This window comes from Actinomadura montaniterrae, assembly GCF_008923365.1.
Taxonomy (GTDB): domain Bacteria; phylum Actinomycetota; class Actinomycetes; order Streptosporangiales; family Streptosporangiaceae; genus Spirillospora; species Spirillospora montaniterrae.
In genome coordinates, this window is the sequence record NZ_WBMR01000115.1 from 1 (window position 1) to 14,423 (window position 14,423).

At 72.8% G+C, this 14,423-nt stretch carries 12 protein-coding genes; 8 read left to right on the forward strand and 4 right to left on the reverse strand.

From position 1 onward, the window contains the following. Positions 1-398 precede the first annotated feature (398 nt). Entirely contained in the window at positions 399-1,610 is a 1,212-nt protein-coding gene (locus F9B16_RS30815) for a PQQ-binding-like beta-propeller repeat protein (RefSeq protein ID WP_151543731.1), read from the reverse strand. A gap of 106 nt (positions 1,611-1,716) precedes the next feature. On the opposite strand from F9B16_RS30815, the gene F9B16_RS30820 reads away from it, so the two are divergent. Continuing rightward, the gene (locus tag F9B16_RS30820) at positions 1,717-2,346 is read left to right on the forward strand and encodes a nucleoside/nucleotide kinase family protein (protein ID WP_151543732.1); all 630 of its coding nucleotides are present in this window, start codon (positions 1,717-1,719) and stop codon (positions 2,344-2,346) included. Here F9B16_RS30820 and F9B16_RS30825 read toward each other — a convergent pair. Next, positions 2,343-2,720: a DUF6221 family protein gene (locus F9B16_RS30825; protein ID WP_151543733.1), complete on the reverse strand. Its 378-nt coding sequence runs from the start codon at positions 2,718-2,720 to the stop codon at positions 2,343-2,345. The genes F9B16_RS30820 and F9B16_RS30825 overlap by 4 nt on opposite strands. A gap of 69 nt (positions 2,721-2,789) precedes the next feature. Between F9B16_RS30825 and lipB the strand changes: the two genes are divergently transcribed. Continuing rightward, positions 2,790-3,494 carry a lipoyl(octanoyl) transferase LipB gene (gene lipB / locus F9B16_RS30830; RefSeq protein WP_225992077.1) on the forward strand — a complete coding sequence of 235 codons (705 nt, stop codon included), beginning with the start codon at positions 2,790-2,792 and terminating at the stop codon, positions 3,492-3,494. A 50-nt stretch (positions 3,495-3,544) separates the two neighbouring features. Here lipB and F9B16_RS30835 read toward each other — a convergent pair whose 3' ends face one another. Together F9B16_RS30835 and F9B16_RS30840 are read right to left on the reverse strand one after the other, a co-directional pair. Beyond that, positions 3,545-4,813 (reverse strand): lipase family protein, encoded by a 1,269-nt coding sequence (locus F9B16_RS30835; RefSeq protein ID WP_151543735.1) that lies wholly within the window; start codon positions 4,811-4,813, stop codon positions 3,545-3,547. Positions 4,814-4,980: 167 nt separating this feature from the next. Further along, entirely contained in the window at positions 4,981-5,778 is a 798-nt protein-coding gene (locus tag F9B16_RS30840; RefSeq protein ID WP_225992078.1) for an SAM-dependent methyltransferase, read from the reverse strand. A gap of 197 nt (positions 5,779-5,975) precedes the next feature. Here F9B16_RS30840 and F9B16_RS30845 point away from each other — a divergent pair, with 197 nt between their 5' ends. The 6 genes from F9B16_RS30845 (at position 5,976) to F9B16_RS30870 (ending at position 14,323) form a co-directional block, all read left to right on the forward strand. Next, positions 5,976-7,460: a type I restriction-modification system subunit M gene (locus F9B16_RS30845; RefSeq protein WP_225992079.1), complete on the forward strand. Its 1,485-nt coding sequence runs from the start codon at positions 5,976-5,978 to the stop codon at positions 7,458-7,460. A gap of 4 nt (positions 7,461-7,464) precedes the next feature. After that, positions 7,465-8,517, forward strand: a complete 1,053-nt coding sequence (locus tag F9B16_RS30850; RefSeq protein ID WP_151543736.1) for a restriction endonuclease subunit S — start codon at positions 7,465-7,467, stop codon at positions 8,515-8,517. 144 nt (positions 8,518-8,661) lie between these two features. Then, a complete protein-coding gene (locus tag F9B16_RS30855; protein WP_151543737.1) occupies positions 8,662-10,887 on the forward strand; it encodes a hypothetical protein in 2,226 nt (741 codons plus the stop codon). Positions 10,888-11,013: 126 nt separating this feature from the next. Then, entirely contained in the window at positions 11,014-11,520 is a 507-nt protein-coding gene (locus F9B16_RS30860) for a hypothetical protein (RefSeq protein WP_151543738.1), read from the forward strand. Then, positions 11,520-12,902 carry a hypothetical protein gene (locus F9B16_RS30865; RefSeq protein ID WP_151543739.1) on the forward strand — a complete coding sequence of 461 codons (1,383 nt, stop codon included), beginning with the start codon at positions 11,520-11,522 and terminating at the stop codon, positions 12,900-12,902. The genes F9B16_RS30860 and F9B16_RS30865 overlap by 1 nt, the downstream gene beginning before the upstream one ends. Continuing rightward, positions 12,899-14,323: a VWA domain-containing protein gene (locus F9B16_RS30870; RefSeq protein ID WP_151543740.1), complete on the forward strand. Its 1,425-nt coding sequence runs from the start codon at positions 12,899-12,901 to the stop codon at positions 14,321-14,323. Before F9B16_RS30865 ends, F9B16_RS30870 begins: the two co-directional genes overlap by 4 nt. Positions 14,324-14,423 lie beyond the last annotated feature (100 nt).

Genomic DNA, 14,423 nt, shown 5'->3' on the forward strand with positions numbered 1-14,423 from the left:
GGGCGGGGCAGGCGGAGCCTGCCCCCATCACCTGCCCAGGGGCCGCAGAGGCTCCAAAGTCAAGGGTGGACGAAGTCCATCGCGAAGCGACGCCGAAGGCGCCCTTGACTTTGGAGGGGCGGCCCCGTACGCAAGCGCCACCCCACCACCCGAACACCCCTCTTGTGACTCTTCCGAGCACCCCACTCGTCGAGGCACCTGAACACCCCTCTTGCCATTCCCCCGAACACCTGCATCCAAGGTCACCCGCACACCACTCTCGTCGAGGCACCCGAACATCCCGTATCCAAGGTCACCCGAGCGCCCTTCTCGCCGATACGCCCGAGCGCCCCTTTAAAAAGAGCCGTTAAGGCACCCTTGAGGTCCTTAACGCACCCCCCACAGGCCTCCCCGTCCAATCAAGCCGGAAATGCGTAGAGATGGTCGACCGGGCCGTCCTTGTTGCCGGCGTCATCGTCTACTGCCTCGTCCTTGGCGAGGACGCAGACGACGTGATTCGCGGTGGCGGCGTTGGAGAGCGGGACGTCCTCGTCCGCGTAGTCCTTGATGGCGGCCGTCCAGCGGGGTGCGCCGCTGTGTGCGTCGACGCTGGAGACGCGGCCGTCCGTTGTGAAGGTGAGGGCGCCGTCGGCGAAGGCGAGGGGACGGTCGGCACCGGACGTCCAGTGCGGGACGGGGACGGTCCAGGACGCGTTCCCGGCGGTGATCGCGGAGACGCCGCCGGTTCCTGCGGCGTAGACGGCGACGCCGGACGGGACCACCGGTGTCAGGCCGCCGGCGGTCGTGCCGGACCAGAGGACCCTGCCGTCGCGCGCCGACACCGCCCACAGGCCGCTCATCGAGTGGATGTAGACGGTGCCGCCGTCCGGGGTGATGGAGGAGTGCGGCTCGAAGAGGCCGGCGCCGCCGGCGGATCTGCCGGAGCGGTGCCAGCGGGTCCGGCCGGTCTTGACGTCGAATCCTGCGAGGTACATCTGGGCGTCGACCGCGCAGACGACGCCGTCGGCGATCGCTGGGCCGCCGGGGAAGCCGATGCCGCCGGCGCGCCATCGCTCTTTGCCGGTCGCGGCGTCGAGGCAGTGGAGGTGCGTGGTGCTGGAGACGGCGACGTGGCCGCCGGACGCGGCGGGCGGGGAGAGCCATCCGCCGGGGGCGAAGGTCCAGCGGAGCCTGCGGTTGACCGGGTCGAGCGCCTGGAGAGCGCCTTTGCCGCCGGGCTCGTTGCGGAGGGTGTAGAGGGTGCCTTCCAGGACGAGCGGTGCGGTGCGCCCGTACATCGGGGACGCGTTGTAGTGGCCGTACGGGGATTGCCACAGTTGGCGGCCCGCGGTGTCGAACGCGTAGAGCTTGCCCTCGAAGGACGCGTAGAACGTGGTGTCGGATGCGGCCATCGAGTAGGGGAACAGGTCGTCGTTCTCGGAGCCGGGGGTGATGTGACCGTTGTCCGCGGTGGCGAAGGTGTGCTTCCACAGCGGTTTCCGGCCGGTCGCCTTGGTGCTGAGATCGGGGCCCTGGCCGCATGCGGCGGCGAGGCCGGTGGCGAGGCCGGCGGCGCCTGCGAGGGCGAGGCCTCGCAGGACTGTGCGGCGCGGCATCGTGCCGTCCGTCATCTGCCTCCCCTAAGCAACGGGCGAATACCTCCCCAAGGCGACGGGCGAATCGTCGCGGTCGGCGGTACACGTTCGGTACATGGCGCCGTGTTGCAGGATGGGAGGCATGCGTGCGCGAGCGATCACGCCCGGGCGGGCGGTGGAGGAGCTGTGCGGCCGGATCGCGGAGGCGCCGCGCGAGGCGTGGCAGCGGGTGGCGGTGGACGGGGCGCCGGCGGCGGAGCCGTGGGGGCTCGCCGACGCGCTGGTGGGGCCGTTGCGTGCGGCGGGACGTGACGTGGTGCGGGTGTCGGCGCGCGATTTCCTGCGGCCGGCGTCGTTGCGGTACGAGTTCGGCCGCGAGGATCCGGACGTGTACTACGACCAGTGGCTGGACGTGGGCGGGCTCGTGCGGGAGGTGTTGGGGCCGCTGGAGCCGGGCGGTTCGGGGAAGGTGCTGCCGAGCCTGTGGGACAGCGAGTTGGACCGCGCCACGCGCGCGCGGTACACGGCTGTGCAGCCCGGCGGTGTCGTGTTGCTGGACGGTTCGCTGCTGATGGGCCGGGGTCTTCCGTTCGATCTGGTCGTCCATCTGACGATGTCGCCGGGCGCGCTAACGCGCCGCACCCCGGAGCAGCTCGCCTGGACGCTTCCGGCGTTCGCCCGTTACGAGCGGGAGGTGGGGCCGTTGCGGGCCGCCGACGTCGTCCTGAAGGTGGACGATCCGCGGCATCCGGCGCTGGTGGAGTCCGTCTAGGCGCGCCATTCCTCGTTGTAGTCGGGGTGGTGGGAGTAGGCGAGCGCGAGGAGGCGGAGGGTCTGCTCGCGGACGGCTTGGGCAGCCTGCTGTTCGGGGGTGGCGCGGCCCTGGGCGATGATCCAGGCGTGTTTCTCGTGGTCGTCGACGATCTGGCGGCGGGCGGCGACCTCCTGGAGGGTGCGGGACGGGTGGTGGCGGGCGATGTGCTCGGCGTAGGCCTCGGTCTCGGCCGACGCGACGAGGGCGGGCTCGCCGTCGGCGTCGAGGTGGACGGCGCCGGAGGGGCCGGCCGTCCAGGACGCGCCGGAGCAGGCCCGGGCGACCTGTTCGTCCTTGGCGAGGCGGGCGCGCAGAAACTCCACCAGATCCATGCGACCATCCTGCCTCGCGGGGCCGACATCGGTGCCCGGATACACTCCCTGCGGGGAGGATCCATGTCATTGACGACATCCCATGGCGAGCCGGGCACGGCACGGACGGGGTTGCGCGCGCGCCGCGAGGGCGGGCCGCTGCGAGTGGTCGAGAGCGAGCTCGTCGACTACGCCGAGGCGATCGCGGCCATGGAGCAGATGGTGCGGGACCGGCAGGCCGGCACCGCGGACGACACGCTGTGGATCCTGTCGCATCCGCGGACGTACACGGTGGGCCGCCGGACGCCGCCGGAGGAGCGGCCGGACCCGGCGCACGGCATCCCGGTGGTGGAGGTGCGGCGCGGCGGGAAGCTCACCTATCACTCGCCGGAGCAGATCGTCGGGTACCCGATCCTGAAGCTCGCGGACCCGCGGGACGTGGTGGGGCTGCTGCGCGACATCGAGAACCTGCTGGTCGGGGTGCTCGGTGAGCTGGGCATCGCGGCGGAGCGGCGCGACACCCCGCCGGGCAGCCCGCTGCTGACCGGGGTGTGGACGGCGGAGGGCCGCAAGATCGTCTCGCTGGGGATGCACATCTCGCGGGGCGTGAGCGCGCACGGCTTCTCGATGGACGTCGACGCCGACCCGGCGCCGTGGACGTGGGCCGTCCCGTGCGGGATGCCGGACGTGGAGATGACGTCGGTGTGCCGGGAGCGGGAGCGGCGCGGGCTGGCGCCGGTCACGCAGGCGGAGGTGCGGCGGCTGATCGTGGACGCCTGGCGCCGCGAGGCCTGAGAACCGCCGGAGGGGCGGGCCGTCGATCGGCCCACCCCCCGGGCGGCGAACTACGCGGCGGAGCAGTTGCCCTGGACGGGCTTACCGGCGAAGCGGTCGGCGAGGAAGCTCATCATGTCCCCTTCGCTTTCCAGGAGACCGGTGGCGTGCTCGGCGATCGGGTAGCCCTTGTAGGTGACGTTGGCGCCCTTGGCGCACCAGTCGTGGTCGAGGGTCTCGGCCTGCTTCGCCGGGATGATCTCGTCCAGCAGCGCCTGCGCCTGGAAGACGGGGACGCTCGGGGCGGTGGAGCCGAGCTTGTTCTCGTCGAGCCGCGCCTTCCACTGCGGGGTGTCCAGCGGGTTGCTGGTGGTGTAGTCGCTGATCTTCTTGAAGGCGGTCTGCAGGACGGTGAGCGGGCCGTCGACGCTGACCAGGCACATGTCCTTGGCCTTGGCGAGCAGCGCGCGGCCGTTGTCGTTGAGGTAGCCGTCGAGCTTCAGCTCGGGGTAGGCGGCGTCGTAGCCGACGGCGGCCATGAACATGAGCGCGACGAACGGGCTGCCGTCGAGGCTCGCGGCGACGGCGCGCAGGTCGGCGGGGACGCCGCCGGCGGCGACGCCCTTGAGGTCGAGGTCCGGCGCGTACGACTTCGCGAGTTCGGCGGCCCATCCGGCGGACGTCCCGCCCTGCGAGTAGCCCTTGACGCCGACGGGGGCGCCGGCGAGCCCGGCGTCGGGGAGGCGTTCGGCGGCGCGCGCCATGTTGAGCACGGCCATGCCCTGGGAGCGGCCGACCTCGTAGGTGTGCTGCCCGGGGGTGCCGAGGCCTTCCATGTCGGTGACGGCGACGGCCCAGCCCTGGTTGAGGGCGTCGATGACGAACAGTTCCTCGTAGTCCAGGCCCTGGGTAAGGGTGTAGGACGGGGCGCAGGAGTCGCCGAGCCCGCGCGTCCCGACGGCGTAGGAGACGAGGGGCCGCTTGCCGGTGCCGGTCCACGGCTTGTCCGGGACGAGCACGGTGCCGGACACCGCGGTCGGGGCGCCGGTGGCGGTCTGCGACCGGTACAGCACCTGCCAGGACTTCACGCCGCCGTAGGGCGAGTGGCCGATCGGGTCGACGGTGAAGACGGACGGGCGGGAGCGGATGACGTCGCCGGGCTGCCCGGCGGGCAGTGGCGAGGGCGGCCGGTAGAACGGGTCCTGGCCTGGAGGCTGGGCGGGAGGCGCGGTGTCCTGCGGCGCGGCGGCGGCGGTCCCCTGGAGGGCGGCCGCGGTCATCGCGGCGCCCACGCAGGACGCCAGCACGGTGCGCAGGACCCGGCGGGCGCTGCTGTGCATGACGGTGAACCCTTCGTGTCGTCCCCCCGTGCCGTCCGGGTGACGGCCACCCGACCCTAGAGTAATTAGACACTTATTCCAATGCGCGCCGGGACGCATCGGCGGGCCCGCTCTTGTCAACCGTCCGACAAAACCCCCGCGACCGGCCTCAATGGCCCGGCGGCGGGTCAGGACGTCTTGGCTCCGACGCCGCACAGGAAGTAGTCGCCGCCCGCGCCGATCGTGCCGGTGCCGGGGTCGGGACGCCATTCGTCCAGCCGGACCAGCCCGGGCTCCAGCAGCGTCCAGCCGTCGAAGAAGCGCAGCTGCCGCTCGCGGCTGCGGTGCGTCATGCCGGTGTTGGCGTGGCCGTAGACCTCGGTCGAGTTCTCCGTGACCGCGTCGTCGCCGGTGATGTGCGAGATCACGACGTGGCTGCCGGGCGGCAGCGCGTCGCGCAGCGCCGCGACGGACCCGTACGGGTCCTCCTCGTCGCTCAGGCAGTGCAGGACGGCCAGCAGCATCAGCCCGACCGGCTCGCCGAAGTCGATCGTCTCCCGCAGCACCGGGTCGGCGAGGATCGCCTCGACGTTCCGCAGGTCGTGCTCCAGGACGATCGTCCGGTCGTCGGTGGCGGTGAGGGCGCGGCCGTGCGCGACCACGACCGGGTCGACGTCGAGGTAGGCGACCCGCGCGTCCGGGACGAGCTCCCGGACGACCTCGTGGACGTTGCCCTGCGTCGGCAGCCCCGTCCCCACGTCGAGGAACTGGCGGACGCCCGCCGCGGCGAGGTGCCGGGCGGCGCGCTGCAGGAAGGCCCGGTTGTGCTTGGCCAGGACGGGCGTGAACGGCGCGCGGGCGAGGATCTTCTCGGCCGCCTCGCGGTCGGCCGCGTAGTTGTCCTTACCACCGAGGTAGTAGTCGTACATGCGCGCGACGTTCGGCACCTGCATGTCGACTTCGCGGGGCGTCCAGCCGTCGTCCACCTCGTGCCTCTCGTCCGGCTCCGGAGCGATCTTCAGCCTAACCCGCCGCGGTGAGGGGAATTCACATTTTCCCCGGACAACCAGCGCTTCGTCGCCGACCGGCCGGATACGGCCGAGCCGTCGGCGGGCGCGAGCGCGCGGGGCGGCGGCCCGGCCGGTGCTCGCGGGCCGGGCGCCGACTCCCTAGAGTCGCCGATGTGACGGAGACGGGGATCGCGGAACTGCAGGACGTCCTGTGGAAGGCCGCCGCGAAGCTGCGCGGGTCCATGGACTCCTCCCAGTACCGGGACTTCGTGCTCGGGCTCGTCTTCCTCAAGTACGCCTCGTCGGCGTTCGGCGGCGTTCCGGAATCGGCGCGCTGGCCCGCCGTCGTCTCCGGCCCCGGGCCGATCGGCGCGCGCATCGACGCGGCCATGGCCGCGGTGATGCGGGCGGAGCCGTCGCTGGACGGCGCGCTCCCGCTGATCTTCGGCGCGGACAACGTCGACCAGCGGCGGCTCGCGGACCTGGCGGCGGTCATCGGCGACGCCCGCTTCACCGGCCGCGACGGGCACGACGGGCACGACGGCCGCGATGGGCAGGGCGGCGAGGCGGCCGCGCGGGACCTGCTCGGCGAGGTCTACGAGTACTTCCTGGAGACGTTCGCCCGCGCGGAAGGCCGCCGGGGCGGCGAGTTCTACACGCCGAAGAGCGTCGTGAAACTGCTGGTCGAGGTGCTCGAACCGTACAAGGGGCGGGTGTACGACCCGTGCTGCGGCTCGGGCGGGATGTTCGTCCAGGCGGAGAAGTTCGTGCTGAGCCGGCGGGGCCGCAGCGGCGACATCGCGGTGCACGGGCAGGAGGCCAACGCCCGGACGTGGCGGCTCGCCCGGATGAACCTCGCCATCCACGGGATCGCCGGTGACCTGTCCGCCCGGCACGCCGACACGTTCTACGAGGACGCGCATCCGGGCCTCCTCGCCGACCATGTGCTGGCCAATCCGCCGTTCAACATGTCGGACTGGTATCGCGATCCCGCCGATCCGCGCTGGCGGTTCGGCGTGCCGCCGGCGGGCAACGCCAATTTCGCGTGGATGCAGCACATCGTCGTTAAACTCGGCCCGCGCGGCGGCGCCGGAGTGGTGATGGCGAACGGCTCGATGTCGTCCCGGCAGTCGGCGGAGAGCGCGATACGCACCGCACTGGTCGAGGCGGATCTGGTGTCCTGCGTGGTGGCTTTGCCGCCGCAATTGTTCCGCACGACGCCGATTCCCGCGTGCCTCTGGTTCTTCGCCAAGGACAAGGGACCGGACGGCGGCCGTGAAGACCGGCGAAAGCAGGTCCTCTTCGTCGACGCCCGTTCCACGGGGACGCTGCTCGACCGCACCGAACGGGTCCTGACCAGCGACGACATCGCCAGGATCGCCGGGACGTACCATTCCTGGCGCGGCGGCCCGAGCGCACGCGCACCGTACGCCGACGAGCCCGGTTTCTGCCGCTCGGTGCCGCTGGACGAGATCCGCGACAACGACCACGTCCTCACGCCCGGCCGTTACGCGGGCGCGGCGGAAACGGCGGGCGAGGCGGGCGAGCCGGTGCGCGACCGGGTCGAGCGGCTCACCAAGGAACTGCTCGCCCGGCTGGACGAGTCGGCACGGCTCGACGACGTCGTCCGGGCGCGGCTGGAACGGCTGGACGGCTGAGGAGATGATCAGGCTCGGCGAGGTCGTCGCCTTCACGAACGGCAAGGCGCGGCCCTCGCCCGGCACCGGCTACCCGACGTACGGGGCCAACGGCGTCATCGGCACGGCGGGGCGTTTCAACACGGAGCGGGAAAGCACGATCGTCGGGCGCGTGGGGTCGTATTGCGGCATCGTCCATTACGCGCGCGAGCGGTGCTGGGTCACCGACAACGCCATCATCGCGACGGCGCGGAAGGGCGTGAATCCGCGGTACGTCTATTACCTGCTGAAAGGGCTCGGCCTGAACCACCATCGGATCGGGTCGGGGCAGCCGCTGCTCACCCACGCGATCCTGAACGGCCTCTCCGTCCGGGACGTGCCGCGTCCCGGCCAGGACGCCGTCGCGGAGATCCTCGGCGCGCTCGACGACAAGATCACCGCCAACGAGCGGCTCGCCTCCGCCGCCGACGACCTGGTCAGGGCCCGGTACACCGAGCTCGCCGCGGACGCGCCCGGCTCGGTCCGGCTGGACGGGCTCGGCCGTCCGGTGACGGTGAGCGTCCCGGCGGCGGACATCGGCCCCGGCGAGAACTACATCGGGCTGGAGCACATCGCGAAACGGCACATGTGGCTCTCCGGATGGGCGGGCGCGTCCACCGTGCTGAGCACGAAGAAACGGTTCCGGGCGGGCGACGTGCTCTTCGGGAAACTGCGCCCCTATTTCCACAAGGTCGGGCTGGCGTTCACCGACGGCGTCGCCTCGACCGACGTCCACGTCGTCCGGCCGGTGGACGACCGCCATCGGGGCTGGCTGCTGGCGGCGCTGTCCAGCGACGAGGTCGTGGCGCACGCCTCCGCGCTCAGCGACGGCACCCGCATGCCCCGGGTGAAGTGGCCCGACCTGGCGCGCCGCGAGGTCCCGTGGCCGGGCGAGCCGCGCGCCCGCGAGTTCGGCGCGTTCGTGGACGCGCTCGCCGGGCGGGTCGAGGCCGCCGCCGCCGAGAGCACCGCGCTCGGCGCGCTGCGGGACGCGCTGCTCCCCGAACTGCTGGCCGGAAGGATCGAGGCCGCCCCATGACCGACGACCGCGCCGGAGCGGGGAAACCCCTTTGCGCCGAAATGGCGGCCGTCCCTAATCTGGGGCCCGACAGCGTGTAGCTCAGCAGTAGAGCATCGGGCTTCAGACCCGAAGGGCGCGGGGGCGGAACCCGCCACGCTGGCTATGAACGAGGACGTGCAGGCGAATCCCGGTTACGCGGCGGGACAGATGGCGAAGGCCTTCGCGACCGCGCTCACGCACGAGAGCGCGGAGACGCGGGAGCGGGCGGAGAAGCGCCTGGAGCGCTGGCGCCGCGTCCTTTCCGGAATGGCGTCCGGATCCCTTTCCATCGGGTCGCGGACGCCCGTCAAGGGGCTCCCCGCATGGGTGACGCCCGAGGTCGTCAAGGGCGGGTTCGCGACCGGGACGGCCGCCGCGAGCGGTCCTCTGCTCCCCTACGAGCAGGACGCGGCACGGCGGGCCGGCGTCGCGTGCGACCGGCGCTCGCTGTTCCTGCACTACCTGACCGACGAGGGTCTCAACGAGCTTTACGCGCTGCTGGACAGCGGTGAATACGACGTCGTCCTTCCGGAGGAAGGCGCGCTGCTCGCGGTCGCGTGGCTTCTGCGTGCGGGCGACCGCACGGGCGCGCTTGAGGTCCTGGAGGCCATCGGCCCGTTCGCCGACCGGCTGCGTTTCTCGCCCCGTCCGGGAATTCCGCTGGGCGACGCTTCGCTCGTACACCGGCAGACCGTCGGCCAGGTCCGCGAGCGCATCGAGGCGAAGCCGAAGAACAAGGCCGTCGCCGCGATGAACGAAGCGCTCGTCGTGTGGAACCCGTTCGCCGACGAACTGCTGGAGCATTGGCTCGAGACCGTCGAGGACGGGCGGGTCTTCGCGGTCCTGCCCGACGGCTGGGGCGAGCGCGGCGCGGAACTTCTCGCGCGTTACCGGCGGCTGGCGCGGACCCACACCCTCTGCGGCAAGCACCGGAACCCGAAGGAGAACCTCGCCATTCTCCGGTCGTCCCTGGAGAGCCTTTTCGCGGGCAAGGGCGTGCCGGGCCTGCTGCAGCACGCCGTCGACTCGATGGTCGCCAAGCGCGGCCTGCCCGGCTCCCCCGAGCACGCGGCGCTCCGCGCCCGGCAGGCCGCCGACGGTGCGCGCCCCGCGCACCACACGGTCGCGCAGATCGTCCTGGCGCGGCTCGCGGACGCGCGCGAGAACTCCGGTGTCCCGTCCATCGACCCGTTCATCGCGCCCATCACCGAGGACGAGTCGCGCCGTACGGGCGTCACGGCGGGCGCGGTCCTGCCCGGCTGGCTGTGCGACATCGTGAAGAGCGCGCTCCGCGCACCGGTGCCGACGCTCATCGAGCGCGGGATCGTCCCGTCGGCGGAAGTGCTGGCGGAGCTCACCCCACAGCTCGTGGCCGCCACCACCGCGTCCGCCTATCCGGACCCCGCGCTTCGCCGCCTGATGGCGGCGCAGTACACGGCGTTCCGCAACAGGCGCACCCTGCTCCTGCTCAACCTGGAGAGCCAGGTGCGGATGGAGGAGCTGCCCTGGGTGCGCGCGATGCGGCACTACCGCCGCACGGACGGAACCGGTGAGCGCGAGGCGCACACCGTCCTCGTCCAGCTCGGCGAGCTGGCGCTCCAGGGCTTCCCCGGCACCGCGCTGCCCAACCCACTGCTGAGCGAGCTGGGCGCGCTCGCCAAGCGCGCGGGCCTGCGCGTGCCGTTCGTGGAGGAGCTGGCGGCCGACATCTTCATGGGCACGTTCTCCACCAAGTACCTCCGGGCCGCGCAGCTCGGCGCGGACGTGCTCGAAGGCACCCTCTATGAGCGGTACTACGGCATCGACTATGCGGCGGTACGGGCGCTGAAGGGCGGACAGCGCACGTCCGACGCGTTCGACGCGCTGTGCCGGGACCGCGCCGGCGACCTGGCCGGAGGCTCGTGGGTCGCCGCCAACGGCAAGGTCATCGAGCAGGCGCAGATCCTCACCACCCACAACCTCGCCGCGCTCGTCCACCCCGTCGGCGTGAGCCCGTCGCCCGGGTGGGACGACCTCGCGCGCCGCGCGTTCGGCACCACCTGCCGCCTCGTCCGGCAGGTCCACGGCAACCCGCGTCCCCTGAGCACGGTCAAGGACGCCGCCTACGCGTGGCGGCAGGCGGTCTTCTTCCTCGCCCTGTGCGGGCTCAAGGAGCAGGTGTCCGCGATCGCATGGATGCAGGACGAGCTGGACCGCCAGCCGCCGCACACCGGAGCCCGCCTCGACCCGGTCCTGGCGGGGCTCCGGCACGTCCTCGCGGGCGGGAGCCTCGACGACGGGACGGCCCCCGCTGCGCGCCGGTTCACCGGCTGGGCGACGGGCCGCCATTGGCTGCTCCAAACCCGCTGACCTGCACCTTCGCCAGCTCAGCCGGATTGTCGGTGGCCGGTGCAAGGCTTTCACCGCCGGCCCGCTCCGAGCGGGGGAACGTTGCGCGGACCATGATCGTCCGCGCCGAGGGTGGAGGTCGATGCGTTGGACGCGGAAGGGGCCGCCGGGCCCTCGCCGGGCGGCGGGGAGCGGCGCAGCGTGGTGCGGGTGGTGCGGCCGGTCCGGCCGCGCAAGCTGGCGAAGGTGCCGTTCGTCGAGCTGGCGGAGGGCCGGCTGCAAGGGGTCGTGTCGAGCGGGTCCGACCTCGCGCGGGTGTACGTCTCGTCCATCGCGGCGGGCACCCACGACTTCAGCTGCAGCACCAACAACAACCGGCCGTGCGGCGGGCTGGGCGGCGCGTCGATGTGCAAGCACCTGCGGTCGCTCGTCGACGAGGCCGTCACCCAGTACGGCCTGGAGCGGGTGGCGCGTTACCTGAAGGCGGAGGCGGCCGACGACCTCGCCGGGGCACTGCGCGGAACGAAGGCGGCGGCGCCGGCGGCCGGGGTGTTCAGCCGGTTCCTGCGCCACCTGTCCTACCTGGAGGTGCCGGGCGTGACCGAGCCACTCCCGGAGATGCACTGGTTCCCGGCGATGGGAGCGGCCGGCTGATGCTGTCGACGCACCTGGGCGAGCTGCTCGCCGCGACCCCGCCGGGCGTCGGCGAGGCCCTCGACGCCGTCGCCGGATTCGACGGCGCGCTCCTGCACGGCTTCGGCCGGCTCGGCGAGGACGGCACCGCCGCGCTGGCCGCGCTGGCGGGCGCGCTGGGCGGCTCCCCGCTCGGCGGGCCGGTCGCCGAGGCGGCGGAGAAGGTCGCGGCCGGGTCGGTCGCCGACGCGCACCTGGCCGCGCTCGCCGGCGGGCGCACCGCCCTGCTCGGCGCCGTCCACGACGCGCTCCTCGCCCACCTCGACACAGCACTCGGACGGTCCCGCGCCGATTGGGTCCCCGGCGACGACGTCCCCGAAGCGGCGCCGAACCTGCTCGCCGGCTGCCGGTCCTGGCTCGGCGAGCTCGCCATCGCCGGCTGGCGCGGCGTCGACCACGACCTGGTGTCCGCGTCCGACCAGGCGATCGAGGCGCTGCTCGCGGAGCCCGCGCTGCGCCGCCAGGCCGTCCTGCTCGACGGCCTCGCCACCGAACTGCGCGCCTGCTCCCCCGTCGCGACCATGGCGGACGTCCCGGTGCGCCGCTGGGCCGACCTGTGGGCGCGCGGCGTGCTGCTGGCGCAGCCGGGCGGCACCGCGCCCGCGCGCGAGACGGTCTCCGGGCGGCTGCTGCTGCTCGGCGTCGACGTCCACGAGCACGGGACGGCCGTCCAGGTCCAGGCGCACTGGCTGCTGGAGCCGGACGGCGACGAGCCGCCCCGGATCGTCCGCACCAGCGCCGCCGCCGCGAAGGTCGACACCATCGTCGGCCCGGCCGTGTGGCGCGTCCTCGCCGACCGTCCCGTCCTGCTGCGGGCCCTGGCCGAGCAGCGCGCCGTGCAGGTCGAAGGCCTCACGCTCGCGGGCGGCGACCTGCTGTGGCAGGAGGACAAGGCCCGTCTCGGCTTCGTCGCCGACCCGTTCGCCACGGCCCGGCTGCACCTGTCCGGCGCGGTCGCCGCGGCCGTCCCGCCGCTGGACCGGCACCCCGCCCGCATCGGCGAGCCCGTCTTCCTGGAGGGCTACACGGTCGACGGGACGTCGCTGCGGCTCGGCGAGCACGCCCTCGAGGTCGACATGGACCGCCTCCCGGCGTGCGGCCCCCTCACCCCCGGCCTGGTGACCGCGTCGTCCGCGTGCATCGGCCTCGTCCGCTGGGACGCCGGCCGGTGGGCGCTGCAACCCCTCGCCGTCCAGGCCACCGTGAAGAAGAAGCAGGTGGACGCGCACAACGGCGACTGGGCCCTAGGCCCCACCGATCCGAAGGTCGAGAAGGCCATGGCGAGATCCGGGGACACGGTCCTGGTCCTCCAGGAACGGGCAGGACGGCTGCTGCGCAAATGACCGCACCCGAAGTGAAGGCTCACGAGAACCGGCGGCAGGCCCTGTACTGGCGGCTGCTCGCCCGCCTCTTCGACCCCGAGGAGCAGGCCTCGCTGGAGGCCGCGAGCGTCGCCATCGTCGACGACCTGGGCCTGCCCGCCGCGCTCCTCGACCCGTCCGTCTCCGTCGACGCCCTCGTCCAGCGCTTCCCCGATCTCGCCGCCGGCTTCGACGGCCTCCTCCCCTCCCCCGAGGCGGCCGCCGACGGCGTTCCCCCGGCCGCCGAGGACGGGAGCGAGCAGGTGCGGCGGGCCGCGCTCGTCTCGAAGCTGCTGCTCAACGTGTTCGCCGCCAGGCCGGGGAACGTCACCGCTGCCCAGCTGTCGGAATGGCAGCGCGACGCGGGGTGGCTGCGGCGGGCGCTCGGCGACGACGGCGGAGCCGGCGCCTGCGGCACGCCCGGAACCGGCACCGGGGCCGAGGCCGGCGGCGAAGGCACGGACGCCGGCGCCACGGGCCCGGGCAGCGGGGGCGCCGGGCGCGGGCTCGGCCCCGGCACCGGGCTGCGCCCCGTGCTCGCCGAGATCGAGGGCGACCTCGTCCGGCGGATGCAGCTGCGGGAGGTGCTGTCGGACAACCGGCTCGCCCGGCGGCTCACGCCGAGCATGTCGCTGATCGAGCAGCTCCTGCGCGACAAGGCGAACCTGTCGGGCGTCGCGCTCGCCAACGCCAAGGCGCTGATCCGCCGGTTCGTCGACGAGGTCGCCGAGGTGCTGCGGACGCAGGTGCAGCAGTCGAGCGCGGGCACGATCGACCGGTCCGTGCCGCCGAAGCGGGTGTTCCGCAACCTCGACCTCGAGCGGACGATCTGGAAGAACCTCACGAACTGGAGCCCGGAGGACGAGCGCCTCTACGTCGACCGGCTCTTCTACAAGCACACCGCCAAGCGCACCACGCCCGCGAAGATGATCGTGGTGGTCGACCAGTCCGGGTCGATGGTCGACTCGATGGTGAACTGCACGATCCTCGCGTCGATCTTCGCGGGGCTGCCGAAGGTGGACGTCCACCTGGTCGCCTACGACACGCGCGCGCTGGACCTCACGCCCTGGGTACACGACCCGTTCGAGGTGCTGCTGCGCACCACGCTCGGCGGCGGCACCGACGGGACCGCCGCGATGGCGCTGGCCCGCCCGAAGATCACCGACCCGCGCGACACGGTGCTCGTGTGGATCTCCGACTTCTACGACAACCGGGCGCTGATGACCGACTTCGAGGCGCTGCACCGGTCCGGGGTGAAGCTCATCCCGGTCGGATCGGTGAACGGCTCCGGGCAGGGCATGGTGGACGGCTGGTTCCGCGACCGGCTGAAGAGCCTCGGCACCCCGGTGATCTCCGGCCACATCCGCAAGCTCGTGGTCGAGCTGAAGACCTTCCTCGCGTAGCGAACGCGAGCCGACGCACGAACCTCGCGCGCCGAGCGCGAGCCCCCCGACGACCTTCCGGCGGCGCGGTCCCCTCCGCGCGCTCCGGCGACCGATGAGG

What these genes read in the sequence shown, in the direction of transcription:
- F9B16_RS30815 (WP_151543731.1), bottom strand. Translation starts at nt 1,610, where the DNA reads ATGACGGACGGCACGATGCCGCGCCGCACAGTCCTGCGAGGCCTCGCC.
- F9B16_RS30820 (WP_151543732.1), top strand. Translation starts at nt 1,717, where the DNA reads ATGCGTGCGCGAGCGATCACGCCCGGGCGGGCGGTGGAGGAGCTGTGC.
- F9B16_RS30825 (WP_151543733.1), bottom strand. Translation starts at nt 2,720, where the DNA reads ATGGATCTGGTGGAGTTTCTGCGCGCCCGCCTCGCCAAGGACGAACAG.
- F9B16_RS30835 (WP_151543735.1), bottom strand. Translation starts at nt 4,813, where the DNA reads ATGCACAGCAGCGCCCGCCGGGTCCTGCGCACCGTGCTGGCGTCCTGC.
- F9B16_RS30850 (WP_151543736.1), top strand. Translation starts at nt 7,465, where the DNA reads ATGATCAGGCTCGGCGAGGTCGTCGCCTTCACGAACGGCAAGGCGCGG.
- F9B16_RS30855 (WP_151543737.1), top strand. Translation starts at nt 8,662, where the DNA reads ATGAACGAGGACGTGCAGGCGAATCCCGGTTACGCGGCGGGACAGATG.
- F9B16_RS30865 (WP_151543739.1), top strand. Translation starts at nt 11,520, where the DNA reads ATGCTGTCGACGCACCTGGGCGAGCTGCTCGCCGCGACCCCGCCGGGC.
- F9B16_RS30870 (WP_151543740.1), top strand. Translation starts at nt 12,899, where the DNA reads ATGACCGCACCCGAAGTGAAGGCTCACGAGAACCGGCGGCAGGCCCTG.